This is a genomic window from Chitinophaga silvisoli (assembly GCF_003412465.1).
Classification (GTDB): Bacteria; Bacteroidota; Bacteroidia; order Chitinophagales; family Chitinophagaceae; genus Chitinophaga; species Chitinophaga silvisoli.
Genome location: NZ_QTJV01000008.1, coordinates 17463 through 34634 on the forward strand (window position 1 = coordinate 17463; position 17172 = coordinate 34634).

The 17172-nt window shown below is 48.1% G+C and carries 11 protein-coding genes and 1 riboswitch; of the genes, 5 read left to right on the forward strand and 6 right to left on the reverse strand.

Features of this window, described 5'->3' with window-relative positions:
• Nucleotides 1-4 precede the first annotated feature (4 nt).
• The gene (locus DXN04_RS20585; protein WP_116855286.1) at nt 5-1828 is read right to left on the reverse strand and encodes a RagB/SusD family nutrient uptake outer membrane protein; all 1824 of its coding nucleotides are present in this window, start codon (nt 1826-1828) and stop codon (nt 5-7) included.
• A gap of 19 nt (nt 1829-1847) precedes the next feature.
• Entirely contained in the window at nt 1848-5072 is a 3225-nt protein-coding gene (locus tag DXN04_RS20590; protein WP_116855287.1) for a SusC/RagA family TonB-linked outer membrane protein, read from the reverse strand.
• 433 nt (nt 5073-5505) lie between these two features.
• On the opposite strand from DXN04_RS20590, the gene DXN04_RS20595 reads away from it, so the two are divergent.
• Nucleotides 5506-6045 (forward strand): hypothetical protein, encoded by a 540-nt coding sequence (locus tag DXN04_RS20595; protein ID WP_116855288.1) that lies wholly within the window; start codon nt 5506-5508, stop codon nt 6043-6045.
• A gap of 311 nt (nt 6046-6356) precedes the next feature.
• Here the strand turns inward: DXN04_RS20595 and DXN04_RS20600 are convergent, their stop codons facing one another.
• Nucleotides 6357-8054 carry a sodium:solute symporter family transporter gene (locus tag DXN04_RS20600; RefSeq protein WP_116855289.1) on the reverse strand — a complete coding sequence of 566 codons (1698 nt, stop codon included), beginning with the start codon at nt 8052-8054 and terminating at the stop codon, nt 6357-6359.
• A gap of 176 nt (nt 8055-8230) precedes the next feature.
• Here DXN04_RS20600 and DXN04_RS20605 point away from each other — a divergent pair, with 176 nt between their 5' ends.
• A complete protein-coding gene (locus tag DXN04_RS20605; RefSeq protein ID WP_116855290.1) occupies nt 8231-9475 on the forward strand; it encodes a dicarboxylate/amino acid:cation symporter in 1245 nt (414 codons plus the stop codon).
• A gap of 105 nt (nt 9476-9580) precedes the next feature.
• Here the strand turns inward: DXN04_RS20605 and DXN04_RS20610 are convergent, their stop codons facing one another.
• Genes DXN04_RS20610 through DXN04_RS20620 form a run of 3 tightly spaced genes read right to left on the reverse strand, consistent with a single transcriptional unit; the run spans nt 9581 to nt 13361 of the window.
• A complete protein-coding gene (locus DXN04_RS20610; protein ID WP_116855291.1) occupies nt 9581-10858 on the reverse strand; it encodes a YdcF family protein in 1278 nt (425 codons plus the stop codon).
• Entirely contained in the window at nt 10855-12156 is a 1302-nt protein-coding gene (locus DXN04_RS20615) for an amidohydrolase family protein (protein WP_199415093.1), read from the reverse strand. The genes DXN04_RS20610 and DXN04_RS20615 overlap by 4 nt, the downstream gene beginning before the upstream one ends.
• 35 nt (nt 12157-12191) lie before the next feature.
• Nucleotides 12192-13361, reverse strand: a complete 1170-nt coding sequence (locus DXN04_RS20620; RefSeq protein ID WP_116855292.1) for a trans-sulfuration enzyme family protein — start codon at nt 13359-13361, stop codon at nt 12192-12194.
• Nucleotides 13362-13501: 140 nt separating this feature from the next.
• A riboswitch (SAM riboswitch) is annotated at nt 13502-13616 on the reverse strand.
• Nucleotides 13617-13827: 211 nt separating this feature from the next.
• On the opposite strand from DXN04_RS20620, the gene DXN04_RS20625 reads away from it, so the two are divergent.
• From DXN04_RS20625 to DXN04_RS20635, 3 genes are all read left to right on the forward strand, one after another.
• A complete protein-coding gene (locus DXN04_RS20625) occupies nt 13828-14436 on the forward strand; it encodes a TetR/AcrR family transcriptional regulator (RefSeq protein WP_116855293.1) in 609 nt (202 codons plus the stop codon).
• A gap of 104 nt (nt 14437-14540) precedes the next feature.
• Nucleotides 14541-15902: a TolC family protein gene (locus DXN04_RS20630; protein WP_116855294.1), complete on the forward strand. Its 1362-nt coding sequence runs from the start codon at nt 14541-14543 to the stop codon at nt 15900-15902.
• A gap of 100 nt (nt 15903-16002) precedes the next feature.
• Nucleotides 16003-17166: an efflux RND transporter periplasmic adaptor subunit gene (locus DXN04_RS20635; RefSeq protein WP_116855295.1), complete on the forward strand. Its 1164-nt coding sequence runs from the start codon at nt 16003-16005 to the stop codon at nt 17164-17166.
• The last annotated feature ends 6 nt before the right edge of the window (nt 17167-17172 follow it).

Consider the following 17172-nt stretch of genomic DNA (forward strand, 5'->3'; position numbering starts at 1 on the left):
CATTTTAGTAGCCTTGATTTTGTACCAGCTTGTAATTGGCATTCAGGGCATCCGTAGGAATAGGAAGCAGTTCTTTTTTATTGGGCTCAAAGTAAATAGCATAACCCTTTCTGGCCCCCGTCAGGTAGTCTTCATTCACCGCCATCCGCCAGTTTTTGACACTATAGCCGCCAGGCGCAGTGGATGTACCCAATCCGGGTTCAAACAAGACCTGGGATGCCGGTCCGCCATACAGGTCAAGTGTCTGTGTCTCATCCACTGAATTGGCCAGGTTATACGCCGCCGCTTTTGCATAGAGGTATAAGGGTACATTGGCATACCTGCCTTCGCCATTCATAAACTGTCTCAATTTATCCCTTGTCTCTGTTATTTTGGTCGCCAGCAGGTTCCAGCGGATCAGGTCATACTTCCTGATACCTTCCCCGCCAAACTCCAGCAGGCGCTCATGTACGATGGCATCAAAGAAGCCCTGCTTATCCACGGGCATAGCAGGCAGTCTGTCCAGGTGCCCCACATAGGCTCTTTTCTGCACCTGGAGCAATGCATCCTGCGCCTTAGCAGAAGGAGCTTCATTGAGTTCATTGTCTGCCTCCGCGTACATCAGCAGGATATCGGAAAAGCGCAGGATCGGCCAGTTGATCGCCAGGTTCTGCGAAGTACCGGTGATGCTTGTCCAGGAACGGCGATACTTACCATCCGTCAGGGCACCGGCTGCAACCCCGATTTTCTGACTATTCGCGTCTATTTCAAAAATATTGATCGTTACATCCCTGCGGCAATCCCCGATGGAATCAAATTCATAGAAGTACACGGGCAATGCATTGATACCACCACCACCGCCACCAAAGCGGGAAGAGGTATGATGCTTTAGCCCATTGTAGTAACCCAGCTTACTATCCGTACTCGCATTCCCTCCATAAGCCCCGATCTCAAAGATCAGTTCATGGGCATCATCTGTACGTGTAGCCGAATGCAGGGTCTTAAAGATATTTTCATAGACAGGATTCAGTGCATGCTGCTCAGGATGCGCCATGATATCCGCACATTCATCATAGGCTATCTGGTAAAACTTTTTATAGTCATCCCTTCTTGCCATCACATGCGGATTCGTGCGCAGGGAATAGCCGCCTGCCGCCAGGGCAATCCTGGCCCTGATGCCTTTTACCGCAGCTTTGGTAAGCCGCAGATTCTGATCGGGAGATGCCGTTCTCCAGGGCACTAATTCCTCCGCCACTGCCAGGTCATCGAGCAATTGCAGGTAGATGGAATCCTTGTCTGTTCTGGCCAGGTACATATCTGTCAGATCCGCGGCAGGCACCAGTTGCGCAGGCAGGTCACCCCAGTTACGCAGCGCCTCAAAATAAAACTGTGCCCGCAGGGTCAGGGCTTCTCCATACATCTTCTTCATCTGTGCCTGCTCTGAGGCACTGCCACCTGTATACAAGGGTGACAGTGGGATATATTTGATACAAACATTCGCACGCTCGATCCCTTTGAACAGCTGGTTGAAAGGATTGGGCAGGTCACTGTTGCCCGCGCTGGCACCATAGGTACTGATGCCCCTTCTGTCGTCCGGACTGTAATCACCGGATGTTTTGAAATCGTCGGCTGACTGCGGGAACAAACAGGAAATACGATTACCATACCCATTGTCCCCGATCAGCATGGCATAGACCCCAATCACGGCGGAATTGGTGTTGGATACACTGGTAAACACCGCATCCTGCGATATGGTAGAAGGGTTCTCGATTGTAAGGAATTTTTTGCAGGCACTAAAGGTGCTGGCAAAAAAGAATAGTATGATGAAAGAACGTATGTACGTATACATGTGCAATGAGATTAATTCATTAAAAAGAAACATTGACACCCCCCAGAATGAAACGGCTTCTGGGATAAGCGGCATAATCCACACCCGGGGTCAGCGGGTTTGTACGCCGGGTATTTGCCTCCGGATCATAGCCTGAATACTTCGTGAATGTATAGAGGTTATTCACGGTCGCATACACCCTGAAGCGGGAGAAAACATGTGTTCTCTTCAGCAATGATGGTGGCAGCGAATACCCAATGGTCAGGTTACTGATCCTGATAAAAGAGCCATCTTCAATGGCATAGGAATGCAGGAAGTAGTTACCTGCCGGTGCTGACCAGTACTTCGTATCCTTGTTCAGGGCTTTCAGTGCATCCGGATCCGTTACCATAGTGCCGTTATCATCATACCATTTCCAGGCATCCTTCATTTCCCGGAGCAGGTTATTGTCCTTGTATTGATAAGTGGTGGTAAACTCGATCTTATTTGCATTGTAGACTTTGTTGCCATAAGAGAAGTTCACGAACACACTCAGGTCAAATCCTCTCCAGGTAAACTGCTGGTTAAACCCGCCAAAAAACTTTGGCTGGGCATTGCCCAACACCTTCCTGTCATTGAGGCCAACGGCCATAGCGGTATCTTTGGTGAGCTTTTTCAGTTTCAGATCGCCGGGTTGTACTTCACGACTCCCCAGGGCTACGGCACTGGTGTTGGGCACATCTGATTTCAGGGTATAATGGCTGGTAGCCGCATCGTAATTGAAGTCGTCTACCTTGTAGTAGCCATCGCTGACATAGCCATAGAATTGCCCGATGGGTTGTCCTACTTCTACGAGGAAGTCGTTCAGACTATTCACCCAACCGGATTGTGCATAGTAGGATTTCAATGGTGCGCCGGTAGGATCTGTACCCAGGCTCACGATTTTATTTCTATTTGCCGCAATGTTGAAAGAAACATTGTAGGTCATTTTCTTCCTGTTGATCACAACTGCTGCCACCTGCAATTCAATTCCTTTGTTCTGCGTTTTCCCGATGTTCTGAATCTGGCTGCTATAGCCCGTTGTAGGTGGGATCTGTACACCCAGCAGCAGGTCGCGGGTATTGTTGTAATAGTAATCAAGCGATGCACTGATCCTGCTGTCGAGTATCGCGAAGTCAAGGCCTATGTTGCGGGATACAGTCGTTTCCCATTTCAGTTTCGGATTGGCGAGAGACAGTGGTGCGGTACCGGGTGTGACAGATTCATCAAATGCATAGGAACTGGTGCTGGTACCATACATAGTTTTGAACAGGTCTTCCGTAATGCGGTTATTACCGGCAGTACCCAGGGTAGCACGTAGTTTCAGGTCGGACAACCAGTGGATGTTCCGCATAAAATCTTCCTGGGTCACACGCCAGGCCAGGGCAACAGAAGGGAAGGCGGCAAAGCCGTTTTCATAACTAAAACGGGAAGAACCATCATAACGCAAGGTGAGTGTAGCCAGGTACCTGTTGTTATACCCGTAGTTTGCCCTGCCAAAGAAGGAGATCAGCCTGTTTTGCGTCAGGCTTGTAGTGGGCGGATCCTGTATTTGTCCGGTAGGCGGCGTGGCTTTCTGGATACCTGCAAAAGCCTGGTCAGGTGTGAGGTCTACGGGAATCCATTTCACAGTAGTGCTCTGGGTATTCCCTTTCAGCATATATATTTCCTGGCCTGCCAATAGGTCCACCTGGTGTTTATTATTGAAGTTCTTACTGTAGGTAAGGGTATTGGAGTTGGTAAGGGTGGTGGTCTCTCCGGCGGCAAGAGTGACCACCGGCATATCAGCATTGGAACGTGCTATTGAAGTAACGTAGCCATTGTAGGTATTGGTGCGGGTGCCTGTGCTTGTGAAACCGACCACACTGCGGAAGTTCAATCCATCCAGGATGGTAAAGTTCATATACCCGTTCAGGTTAGCATCGTTCCGGTAATCATATTTCAGTTCATTGTGCGCGAGTAATACGGGATTTGTCAGGTTCGTGAGATTGGCATATTCCGGGTCGAATACATCCACCACATCTTCATCGCCGGGAGCAATGAAAGGTTTATAACGCACCGCATTGCGAAGGCGGTTCGTACCCTGGGAACCGGTATTACTGGTACCTACCCCATCTACGCGCTGGCGGCTGTAACGGGTAGTGATGCCGACCTTCAGGCGTTTGCTGGCGGTATGGTCAAAACGGAATGCAACCATGGTGCGGCGATAACCTGACTCCAGCATGATCCCGTCTTCAGCAGTGTTGTTCAGCGTAAGGTTAAAGGAACTGGTTTTATTACCACCGCTTACTGCTACCGTATGTGTATTGTTCGTGGCATTACGGCCAAATACTTCCTGCTGCCAGTTCGTAGCCGGTACCTGTTTGTAAAGTTCCAGGTCGTCCCAGCGGCCATATTTATCCCTGAAGGAATTCTTTGTATCGTCATCGGTCTGGTAGTTGTACAGTTTGTACTGGTACTTTACAAAGTCGTACGGAGATAAAACAGGCAGTTCATTGACTATGTTGCGCACGCCCATATAGCCGTCATAGCTCACACGGGTAGGCATGTCTTTACCTCCTTTGGTGGTGATGATCACCACGCCGTTCGCCCCCCGGGCACCGTAGATGGCGGTAGATGCGGCATCCTTGAGCACATCGATACTTTGTATTTCTGTGGGGGATAGTAAGGACAAGGCATTTTCAACCTGGATCCCATCAACGATGTAGAGGGGAGAATTGTCTTGTGTGATAGAGCCGCCGCCCCTGACACGGATCAGGATATCTGCGCCGGGCCGGCCTTCGGTAGTGGTGACCTGCACGCCTGCGAGGCGGCCTGACAGTGCTTCGGCAACGGTATTGGCTGGAACATCTTTCAGTTCCTTCTGTGCATTGATGCTCGAAGCGGAACCGGTAAAGTTACTCCTGGATACAGATCCATAGCCTACCACCACGACCTCGTTCATGTTGGTATTGGCGAGTTGCAATTGTGCCTTCACGGTGTTGGAAGGAGAAGCGTTCACTGTGAGTGTCTGGTAACCTACAAAAGTAAATACCAGGGAGACCGTTTGCCCCTTGGGTACCTTGAGGTGAAACTGTCCGTCAGCATCAGTCTGGGTACCGGTATTGGTATCTTTAATACGGACGGTCACTCCCGGCAGTTTATCGCCGGATTCTTTGCTGGTGACAGTACCAGAGATCTGATTCGACTGGGCAAACACCTCCATACATCCCAGGAGGACGGTCATGAAGAATAATAATCCTTTCATAAGTGGAATTCAATGTTTAGAATCTTTTAACTATTTCATAGACGTGTGCTTGTGGTTGATATTACAATCGGAGAAAATCGGGTAACTGCTACAAAAATGTCCCTCCTTATTGTTCATGCTCCTTCAACAATTTTAACGGCTAATTTTCTAATGAACAACTAATTGTGCGTGTTTATTTACGCAATCGTTCCCGGAACCCGGGTGGCAGGGAATACCCTGGCAGACCTTCCTTTCCCTTACCTCAATTTGTTATCCAAAACAACATTTCAAGTTCATCATAAGTACACCACAAGTACACTTGCATATCAATTCGATATTGAGGTGCACTTATAGTGAAGTACTAGTACTTAATAAATGCTCTATTGGAGAAAAAGAGCTTAGCAAGTTGACCCGAATAATGTAAATTGTTGTATACACTTAAAAATTGTTTGTTATGGCCATCATTAAAGACAATATCCTCTTCTACGCCGTCAGCGGTTCGCTGGGCGATCAGATCACGATTTACAAAAGGAACGGGCAGATTATCATGGCCAAAAAACGTGGCCGCACGAATAAGAAGCCAACAGCAAAACAGCTGGAAGCACGGTATAAGATGCAGGTAGCTGCTGCCTATGCAAAAGAAATGCTGCAGGATCCTGAACTGAAAGCCTATTATGCATCCAAAGCAGGTCCGGGCCAGAATGCCTATAACATGGCGATCAAGGATGCATATAATGCTCCCGAAGTGCAAAATCTTCGCATAGAAGATACCACTATAATAGTGACTGCGAAAAATGACTTCAGAGTAGCTGAAGTGACCGTGCGTATAGCAGATGCCGAAGGCGTGATCCTGGAAAGCGGAAAGGCCGTCCTGGGCAGGAATGGTGTGGATTGGTATTATAAAGCGGCCGCTTTGCCGGCCGGAGGCCTGGTAGTGGCAACGGCGGTAGACCTGGCTGGAAATGAGACCCTGCGGGAAGTAAAATTGGAATAGACTACAGCAGCATCATACAGCGCCTCCTTTAAAATTTTTACAAGTCTCCTTTTTGCGGATTTACATAAGCTTTTTTGCGAAAAACACCATCGCAATGCGGCATGTACGTGTCCTTAAAGATCACAGTTATCAACGAAAGGAATAAGAACATTTCTGAAAAGGGAATTCACCACCGGGAATGAACACTCTTTTCAGAATAAAAAAAAGGTCGAATGAATTCGACCTTCGTATATCATAGTTCACGTTATTGAATAGCTGTAATCTGCAAAAATTACTGAGAGTTCATACAGCTTGTAGAGACCATTTAAAACTTACCAGAAGCGGATGTACAGCGCACTCAGGATCAGCAATGTCATGACAATCAATACGATTGTAGACGGTGCTAATTTGAACATAGCTGTATCAAGCTGGAAGGCCTTCGGATTGATCCTTGGTCCTGCCAGGCTCATTGCCACCATCACCACAAGCGTAAAGAAGAATGCCCAGCCCATACAAATCTGGAAAGGAATTTCATATACGCCTTTGCTGTTCAGGAACGCAGTATACAACCACGTTTCATGACCAAACCACTCCGCTGCATAGTTATTGAAAACGATGGAAAGTACAAACCCGGTCACGATACCTGCTACTGCCGCTGCACCAGTCGTGCGCTTCCAGAACATCCCCAGCAGGAACATCGCGAATACACCCGGGCTGATAAAACCCGTGTACTTCTGGATAAAGGTAAAACCACCAGCACCACCGATCCCCAGGAGGTCATTCCATGTAAAGGCAATGGCCAGCAGCATGGCAGCCACGATCGTGAGACGACCTGTCCATACCAGCTTTTTCTCATCGGCTTCTTTATTGATATATTTCTTGTAAATATCCAGTGTAAAGATCGTGGAAATACTATTCGCCTTACCCGCCAGTGACGCTACGATAGCAGCTGTCAACGCAGCGAGGGACAAGCCTTTCAGGCCATTCGGCAGGAATGTCAGTACTGCGGAATAAGCATTGTCTGCATTGAACTGACCCCCCGGGGCCATTTCGCCCTGCAGCCCTCCGTTCTTGTATAATACATAAGCGGCGATACCAGGCAACATTACAATCACAGGCATCATCAGTTTCATGAGCCCCGCAAAGAGAATACCATTGCGGGCAGTCTTCAGGTCCGCACCCAACGCTCTCTGCGTGATGTATTGGTTACAACCCCAGTAGTTCAGGTTAATGATCCACTGACCCGCAAAGTAAATCGTGATACCTGGCAACAAAAGATAGCGGTTGATGTACTCCTGTGAGGCACCGGGACCAGGCTTCTTAAGAATCATCTCGAAGTGATCAGGTGAATCCTTCATGAGCGCATTAAAGCCAGCCAGTGCATCCTTGCCAAGTCCAAAGTGCTCACTTACCATCGTGAGTGCCAGCCAGGTTGTAGCCAGGCCACCAATGATGAGCACAATCACCTGGATTACATCTGTATACCCGATCACTTTCATACCACCTAAGGTGATCACCAGTGCAAATACAGCAAGGGCCACCATGATGATGTGGAAATGCTCAGCACCCACCAGGTTGTTGATGGCCAGCGCACCGAGGAAGAGAATAGATGTCAGGTTGACAAATATATAAAGGAACAACCAGAATACAGCCATAATCAGTGCCACCGTTTCATTATAACGGGTTTTGAGAAACTGTGGCATGGTGTAAATCTTGTTTTTCAGGTAAACGGGAATAAACCAGACCGCCACGATAATGAGGGCTACGGCTGCAATCCATTCATAGGCAGAGACGGCGATGCCGACAGAGAAGCCGTTGCCACTCATACCAATGAATTGTTCTGCTGAAATGTTAGAGGCAATGAGGGAAGCGCCTATGGCCCACCAGGTGAGCGATCCTTCGGCCAGGAAGAAGTCTTTCGTACTCATGGTGGCCTTCTTCTTCCGGAGGTAAATCCAGTAACCATAAGAAGCGACTACCAGAAAATAGACTACAAAAATGATATAGTCAATGTTGGCTAGTTTATTCATATTATGTGGAATGTTACGGTGTCTTGTTTCACAACGGGTAATCTTTCATCGGTGAGCAAGATAGTAATAATTGTCAATTTTACATTTAAAAATAGAAATATTTTTTCTCCGGTATAATTTTAACCCCCGAATGATCTGATTTTGTCCCTCCTGTTTTTTTTATAAATTACATCCTTATGCGCCAATTATTAAAGAATTATAGCAGCATCCTGCTTTTGCTGGGAGGGATTATTACCGGTAGCATCATGGGACTCACCCTTGGCAGGCAGGTACTGATCCTGAAGCCCATCGGAGATATTTTCCTCAACCTGATCTTTATCGCAGTGGTACCCCTGGTATTTTTTGCCATTAGTGCAGCGATCGCCAATATCGACCCGGGCCAGAAACTGGGGAAGATAATGTCGGCTATGGGACTGGTATTTCTCTCTACTATATTAATATCTGCCTTCTTTACCATTGTCGTGATCTGGTTCTTTCCCCTGGAAGCAGTGGTGACGGTACCTGGTTCCCTGCCAGACCTGAAGGATGCGGGTAACTGGGGGGATCAGCTGGTGCGCCTGCTGACCACGGAAGAGTTCTTTTCCCTGTTGTCGAGGAAGAACATGCTGCCATTGCTCATATTTGCAGCTATTACGGGCTTTGCGGCCCTTAAAGCAGGTGATGCAGGTGAACCATTCAGGAAGTTCCTGGGCTCTGCCAATGCGGTTATGAAGAGCTTCCTGGACATCATTATGGTAATGGCTCCATTGGGACTGGGCGTTTACTTCGCCTGCCAGATTGCCGAGCTGGGACCGCAGTTATTTATTACCTATGCCAGTTCCATGAAGATCTACTATGGGTTTGGTATCGTATACTTTGCGGTCGGGTTTACGCTCTATGCTTTTATAGCGGGTGGATGGAAAGGAATTCTTTTTTTCTGGAGATATAATATTGTGCCGACCCTGACTGCCCTGGGGTCTTGCAGCAGTATTGCCACGATACCGGCCAACCTGGAGGCGGGGAAGAAAATCGGGGTACCGGAGGCGATTAATAACGTGGTGGTACCGCTGGGTGCGACCCTGCATAAAGATGGATCGAGTATTTCGTCTATTGTGAAGATCGGCGTAGTGTTTGCCCTGTTTGGCAGAGATTTTTCAGGGCTGGATACCGTCCTGTTGGCGCTGGGCATTACGGTGATCGTGAGTATCGTGGAGGGAGGGGTGCCAAATGGTGGTTATATCGGGGAGCTGCTTGTCATGTCTGTATATGGATTCCCGGTAGCAGCCCTGCCCGCGGTGATGATCGTGGGAACCCTGGTAGATCCGCTGGCTACGGTGCTGAATGCCACGGGTGATACAGTGGCGGCGATGCTGGTGACCAGGGTGTTGAAAGGGAAGAAATGGATGGACGAAGGGGAGATAAAAAAAGAAATTCCTGCCTGATCAGGTAGATAAGCAGGCAGGAATGATCTCAGGTACCAGGAAAGAATCAGACCAGGGATCAGACATGCCCTGAAGATTTCTTTCCTGGAAAAATTTATGGTTACATCATGGATCCAGCGGATCATTGGGATCCTCCTGCCATGCCTTTTCATCCGGCAGGAACCTGTTCGTCGTTTCGTCCAGTCTTTCCAATGACTTATAAGGCACATACCCTATTTCTTTAACAAACCGCGGTGCCATCTTCTCAATCATCAGCGACTGCATCGGATCGGTTATAATCAGTCCCGGTTTGTTAGCCGGCATATTAAACAAATACATCAGCCTTTCTGTATTCCGGATATTCGTGGTCGTATGCCTCGCATGTGGTTCTATAATGATCGCACTATCCGGGATGCCCAGTTTAGTCATCAGGTACTTCTTCATTTCCACCGCTTCGCAGAAGGGTGTCTTGTACGGATGTACGTGTCCACCTGATACTACGATATAGGGTGCCAGCTTATTATTATAGGCTTCCACCGCCATTTTACAACGATACACACCTGTACTGTCCATACTCTGGCCTTTCTTACCAGGACCTGCCCCAGGCACCAGGATCACACTATACTTATATGCATTCCAGTAAATCAGGCGCGAACTTTTAAAAGCCGCCGCATTACTACCTGCATACAATGGTTCATAGCGGGTAGCTTCATCCCTGCCATTTACTTCCAGTGCTGTCAGTGCTGCCTGCAATGGCTGGCGATAAAATGCACCGCCTACATTGCGCTGTACACCTGTTTTCACTTTTGGCAGGTCAGATGGTAGCAGGGAGGCACTGTCTATCGCTGCATAACGGGGCCGCTCACCCTGTAAGTACACCTCATAAATGTGGTTCATACCTGCCACCACATCGCCCCATACTTTACGGATATACGTCGTATCATTGTCCTCATTGTATACCGGGTAGCGGTTCACAACTTTAAGGCGTTGTACCATTTCAGTCATCTCGCTGTTGCTGCCCGCCAGCCGTACAAACTCATCTCCCACCCTGCTGATCTCGTCAGGTGTCCATTCCAGCGCCCTGCCTATACAAGCCGCATCTGTACAGGTACCGAGTGCTGATTGTAAGCGGCTGGCTCTTTCTGCAGCGATAGTATTGAATACTGCATCTTTCTGGACAATATCATGCGGTTCTCCTTTCCTTTCCAGCAGGTAAAGAAAGTAAAAAGACTTCCTGATTTGAACCTGCTGTGTAGCTGTAAATGCGAGGCCGGCCGGCACGCTGGTCCTGGTTTTCGCTACCGGCTTGTGATAATGTTTGCTCTTGTGTTGTGCAAAGGTCATTGTGGCGGCCAGGAGCCCTGTGCAGAGGCCCGTGGCAAAGATCTTTCTGTTCAATTTCATTTTATTTCCTTTCCATTTTTCCAAATTGCGATGATACTGCGTGTAGCCTTGATATCCTCTGCAGGATTGCCATCGAGTACCATAAAATCTGCTTTATTTCCTGGTTGTAAAGTTCCTTCATGGTGTGCGCCGTCCAGGAGTTTTTGTCCATTGGCAGTTGCACAGGTAATTACTTTTAGCGGACTTAGTCCGGCTTCGGCCATCAGCTGCAATTCCAGGTGTTCGGAGAAGCCCTGTGCCCGGGTAGGCTGTGCACCGGAATCCGTACCCATGCAAATAGGAATGCCTGCACTATCCAATTTACGCAAATTGGCAGATGCAATCCTGAAGGCTTTTATTTTTTTGTCCCTGTCTTTATCATTTTTCTGGGGCATATTTTTTAATTCATCGTATACACCGGGTTCGAGGGAGTTGATAAAAAAAGGATCATTGATCCAGTCAGGCACCTCCGTGCCGTAAGCAAAATTGTACCTGTCTAAGGAGAGCGTGGGAATGTAGAAGGTACCTTTTTCTTTCATCAGGGTGATGAATGCATCATCTACTTCCTGGTCGCGGATACTGTGTGCCAGCAGGTCGATGCCATTCGCGACGAGGTCCCGGGCATCCTGGAGATAATAGACGTGTGCCGCTACTTTAATACCGTGGGCATGCGCTGATTCGATGATGGCTTTATAAAGATCAGGTGTCACTTTAGGATTGCCGTCTACCCAGATCTTCACGAAATCAGGGTGAAGGGCTGCCAGCTGTTCCATAGCGGCAGTGGCCGCTTCAGGGGTGAGGGGTCTTTGTATATGCTTGCCAAATGCGCCGGGAGGTACGCCACCGTTAGCCCCGAAACCGTAGCCGGCTGTGTAGATGGTGGCACCCGGGATGATCCCTTTTTGCGAGGAGTCGCGGAGGGGCCAGATCAATGGCTGATCGGTTCCCATGCTCAACACGGCACCGATGCCGTAGTGAAGATATTGTTCCAGCTGCCGTTTTACATTTTCTTCCGTGTAATTATTGGCGCTAGCTGTATTTCCTTTTATTAGTCCGAGGTGCCCGTGGGCATTGATCAGCAGTGGCATGACCGTTTTACCGTTCATGTTAACGCGCCTGGCATTCTTAGGCAGGTGTTTGGTATCAGGAAAAGAGATCACCTTATCTGCCTGGATGACCATATTGGCGTGTTGGCGTACAGCCGCGCCACTGCCGTCAATTAGTGTGATATCTTTCAATACCGTCAGGGAGCCTTGCTGCGCGAAAACTAAGCAGCTTTGAAAGATCGTCCCCATGGCCAACAACAGATAATTCTTCATTCAATATGGTTTGCAGTATTGCAAACTACGAACTATCAGTTAAAAATTGCGACCGCTGCGGACTGAATTTGATGAAAGGCATGTGCAAGGTCTGCCAGCAGGTCCTCCGGCTCCTCCAATCCAACGCTCAAACGGATGAGGCTATCCGCTACACCAGCGGCTCTTCTCTTCTCGTCAGGGATGGATTTGTGGGTCATAGCAGCCGGATGACATAACAAACTTTTAACACCACCAAGGCTTTCAGCGAGTTTGAAGTACTTAGTGCCGGTTACGAATCTTTGTGCGGCTTCCGCTGTGTCATTTTTCAGGGTAAAAGAAACGATGCCTCCAAAACCTTTCGACTGCTTTATTGCAATGTCGTGGTGAGGATGTGATGAAAGGCCGGGATAAAATACCTTGTCAACGAGGGGGTGCTGCTCCAGGAACAAGGCTATCTCCCTGGCGTTGGCACAATGCTGGCGCACACGGAGGTGAAGGGTTTCAATGCCACGAATGAGCAGGAAACTGTCGAATGGAGAGAGGATGGCACCACAGGCATTCTGGTAAAATTTAATTTCAGCGCCCAATGCCGGTTCTTTGGTCACAACAACACCGGCTATGAGATCGCTGTGACCACCCAGGTACTTGGTGGCGCTGTGAATTACGATGTCTGCGCCCAGGGCCAGTGGCTGCTGCAATACGGGTGTGCCGAAAGTATTGTCTACTGCAAAAAGGATCTTGTGTGCCCTGGCAAGTTGTGCTATGGCACCTATATCCGAGATCTTTAAAGTTGGATTGGTAGGCGTTTCCAGCCAGATCAGTTTCGTAGCAGGTGTGATGGCATCCAGCACATTTTGCACATCGCTCGTGTCTACATAGGTGACGTTGATACCGAATTTCCTGTACACCTTATCGAAGAGGCGGAAAGCACCACCATAAATGTCATCTACAGCAATGATCTCATCTCCGGACTGCAAAAGTTTCAGGACCGCATCGATGGCTGCGAGGCCACTGCTAAAGGCGATGCCGGTGCTGCCGCCTTCCAGGCCGGCTACGATCTTTTCCAATGTTTCACGGGTTGGGTTGTTGGTACGGGCATAGTCGTAACCTTTGTTTACTCCGGGTGCATCCTGCACGAAGGTAGAGGTCTGGTAGATTGGAACAGCAATAGCACCTGTTAATGGATCTACCGGAATGGAATGGAGAAGGTTGGTGATGTTACTCATCGGTTTGTTTTTTAGTTGATGAAGAAATTGGTAAACAGGGTTCTTGTGGAAGCTTATCAGAGAGGAGGGGACATAAAAAAACTCACCTGGATAGTCAGGTGAGTTTAAAAGTATATTGAGTAATATCGATCAAATCTACTGACTTATCTTTCCTGGTGTTGAGCCAGGATGGATGTAGCACCTTTCTTGTCTGGTGGAACAAGATGGTTGCTAAGGCTTCGCAGGGCCATTTCCCTCTGCCTTTCTTGATAAGGTATCTTAAAGAACTGTTGCAAAGATATGGCGGTTTATTCTGGAATTCCAAATATTTGTAGCGAAAAATTCTTCATTTACCTTCAACCAAAGATGAATTTTTCAGCCTGGCTCAGGTCTGCAGCCGGCTTCAGCTAATTGTTGGGAATTTTACTAAGTTTTATTTGCTTTACTGAACACCGTTCAGTAAGTTTGCATCGTAAAGAATTTAATTATGGGCATTTCTGACAGGAAAGAAAGGGAAAAGCAGGAGATGCGGAAGTTGATTATCAACGCCGCTATGGAGATGTTCGTCAAAGACGGATATGAGAAGACTTCCATCCGGAATATAGCTGAAAAGATTGAGTACTCTCCTGCTACCATATATCTCTATTACAAGGATAAGGACGAATTGTTTTATGAAATCCAGCGGGAGGCTTTCGACCAGCTGCATGCCTACTTCGAGGCCAATGTTCTTTCTTCCGACCCGGTTGAACGCCTCCGGGAATTGCTGAAAGCCTATATTGAATACGGCATTGCAAATCCGGACCTCTATGACCTGATGTTTATTCTCCGCTCACCTATGAAAGCTGTGCAGGACAATGATTATTGGGAAAATTGCCATAATGCCTACCAATTCCTGCATGATACGGTGGGTGCAGCCAAAGACCAGCTACGCTTCGCAGATCCTGCCAACGCCGGGATGATCCTTTGGAGTTTAGGTCACGGCATTATCTCTCTCACTATTCGTGGCAGAATGAAAGTGACCAGGTTAAGCGAAGGTGAACAGGCAGACCTTGTCCAGGAAGCATTACAGGAATTGATGCAAATAATTCAAAAATAACTTGTCTGTGTCAATTTTATAGTTGACACAGGCAAACTAGCCACGCTTTTTCACTGACACTCAAGGTGTCTTTTTTTATACCACTTTACTAAACAGTGTTCATTATGTCAACACACATTAAAAAAAGACTTTTGTTCATTATAGCTGTCCTGGGCGCATCTTTCCGCCTTTCCGCCCAGGATACGCTGCTTGAACACTACATCCGGGAAGCATTTACACGCAACCAGGGGCTGCAGCAGCGCAACTTCCAGCTGGACAAATCGCTCTATGCATTGCAGGAAGCCAAATCACTCTTTTACCCCAGTGTAAGCCTGGTGGGTGATTATACCCGGGCAGACGGAGGCCGTACCATCGACATTCCTATCGGCGACCTGCTGAACAATGTATACTCGAGTCTGAACCAGCTCACGGGGACGAACAACTTCCCGCAGTTGAAAAATCAGTCTGTACTCCTGAACCCCGACAATTTTTACGATGCCAAACTGCACACTACCCTCCCACTCATCAACACTGAAATCTGGTATGCCAATAAAATCCGCAGGGAAAATATCTCTTTGCAGGAGGCAGCCGTGCATGTGTACAAACGCAAACTGGTGAAGGATCTCAAAACTGCCTATTACCAGTACTACCAGAGCTGCCGCGCTGTAGAGATCTATCATGCTGCGATGCTGCTGGTGGATGAAAACATCCGGGTAAATAAGAGTTTCATTGCAAACGGAGTGACCAATACAACTGCCCTGACACGGTCACAGGCAGAACAACAGAAGATTATCACCAACATCACCAGTGCCGAAAATCAGCGCACATTGGCGAAGGCCTATTTTAATTTCCTGCTCAATAAACCCCTGAATGATACGATCCTGCTGGACAGCGCCACTTTTGCAGGTGCTTCCCTCCTGCCCCTGGCGGATACAGGTACTGTTTCAAAGAGAGAAGAATTGACACAGCTGGAACAGCAGAGAAAAATAGCGACCCTGCAATACAAGCAGTCCAGTTCTTACCTGGTACCGAAACTCAGTACTTTCCTGGACCTGGGTTCACAGGGCTTCAACTTTGCCGTGGATAACAAGAGTCGTTATTACCTGTGGGGAGTACACCTGCAATGGGACATCTTTACGGCCGGCCAGCAAAAGCACAGGGCGCAGCAGGCTGCGATGGAAATAAAGACGGTGGATGCGGCTTATGCAGAGACTTATAGTGCTTTGCAGTTTGCACTGACTACGGCTTATAATAATTATCATACTGCTGTGGCCAATTACCAGAACGCACAAACGCAATTGGGACTTTCTGAAAAGTATTACCGCGATCAGTTTAAAGTATACAAAGCCGGTCAGCTCCTTTACCTGGAACTGCTGGATGCTCAAAATCAATTAACAAATGCACGTCTGCAGGTGGCTGTTGCTTTTGCAGGGGTACAAACTTCTATGGCCGACATTGAATTACAGGCGGCTGCTTACCAGTTATAATAGGTAGTTATGGCCTTCACTGTTGTCGGAACCTTCGGGGTTGACATGATGACACGGGCCGCTACTTACCAGTTACAATAACAATATTAAACGTAGAAATATGAAAACTATTCACGCCATCTTATTGCTCCCTTTTCTCGCTGTCTTCGTCGCCTCCTGTGGAGATAACAAAGCGGCTGAAAACAAAACTGCTACTGAAATCATTCCTGTAAAACTCCTGCCTTTGAATAACCAAAGCCCGGGTGTAGCTACGATAGCCGTTTCAGGACAATTTACTACAGACGACGAAACCATGCTTTCTTTTAAAACAGGTGGGATCATTCAAAGCCTGCTTGTGAAAGAAGGCGATGCCATCAGGACGGGGCAATTACTCGCCACCCTCAACCTTACTGAGATCAATGCACAGGTCACACAGGCACAACTGGGCTTTGAAAAAGCACAGCGCGATTACAACCGTGTACTGCATTTATACCAGGATAGCGTAGCTACACTGGAACAATTGCAGAATGCGAAAACAGGGATGAGCATTGCAGAAGAACAGTATAAATCAGCTGAGTTCAACCGCAGTCATTCACAGATCCGTGCAACTTCTAATGGCTATGTATTGCGCAAGCTGGCCAGCGAAGGGCAACTGGTGCAGGCAGGTACCCCGGTTTTCGAAACGAATGGTGCACAGTCTGGCAACTGGTTGCTACGCGTAGATCTGAGTAATAAACAATGGGCAGCTATTAGGCAGCAGGATAAGGCAAGCGTTGAAATTGAATCGGTGGCCGGGAAGACTTTTGAAGGTGTTGTAGTGCGGAAGACGGAAGGATTGAACCAGAGTTCCGGCACTTTCAGGGCGGATATCAGGCTGACAGGTGCGAAGCCGGATGCCATTGCCTATGGTATGTTTGGGAAAGCAGTGATTCAGACAGGGAATACTAACGGTATTGGAAGGGGCGCCGGTACTTCTGCAAAAGTTAATGATGCTGCTGCAAAAGGTAATAGCAAAAGTGCACCTGTTGCTTCAAACGGAGCCGACATCCCAACAGGTAATAAGGGTCCCTGGGCCATTCCCTACGATGCACTCATGGAAGGCGACGGCAGCACCGGTTATGTATTCGTCACCAACGACAACAAAACAGCAAAGAAAATAACCGTCACTATCGGCGGTATGGAGAAAGGCCAGGTAATCGTCACCCAGGGTCTGGAAGATGCCCACGCACTTATTATTTCCGGCAGTGCTTATCTCACTGATGGCAGTCCGATCAGTGTAAAATAAGTTTAA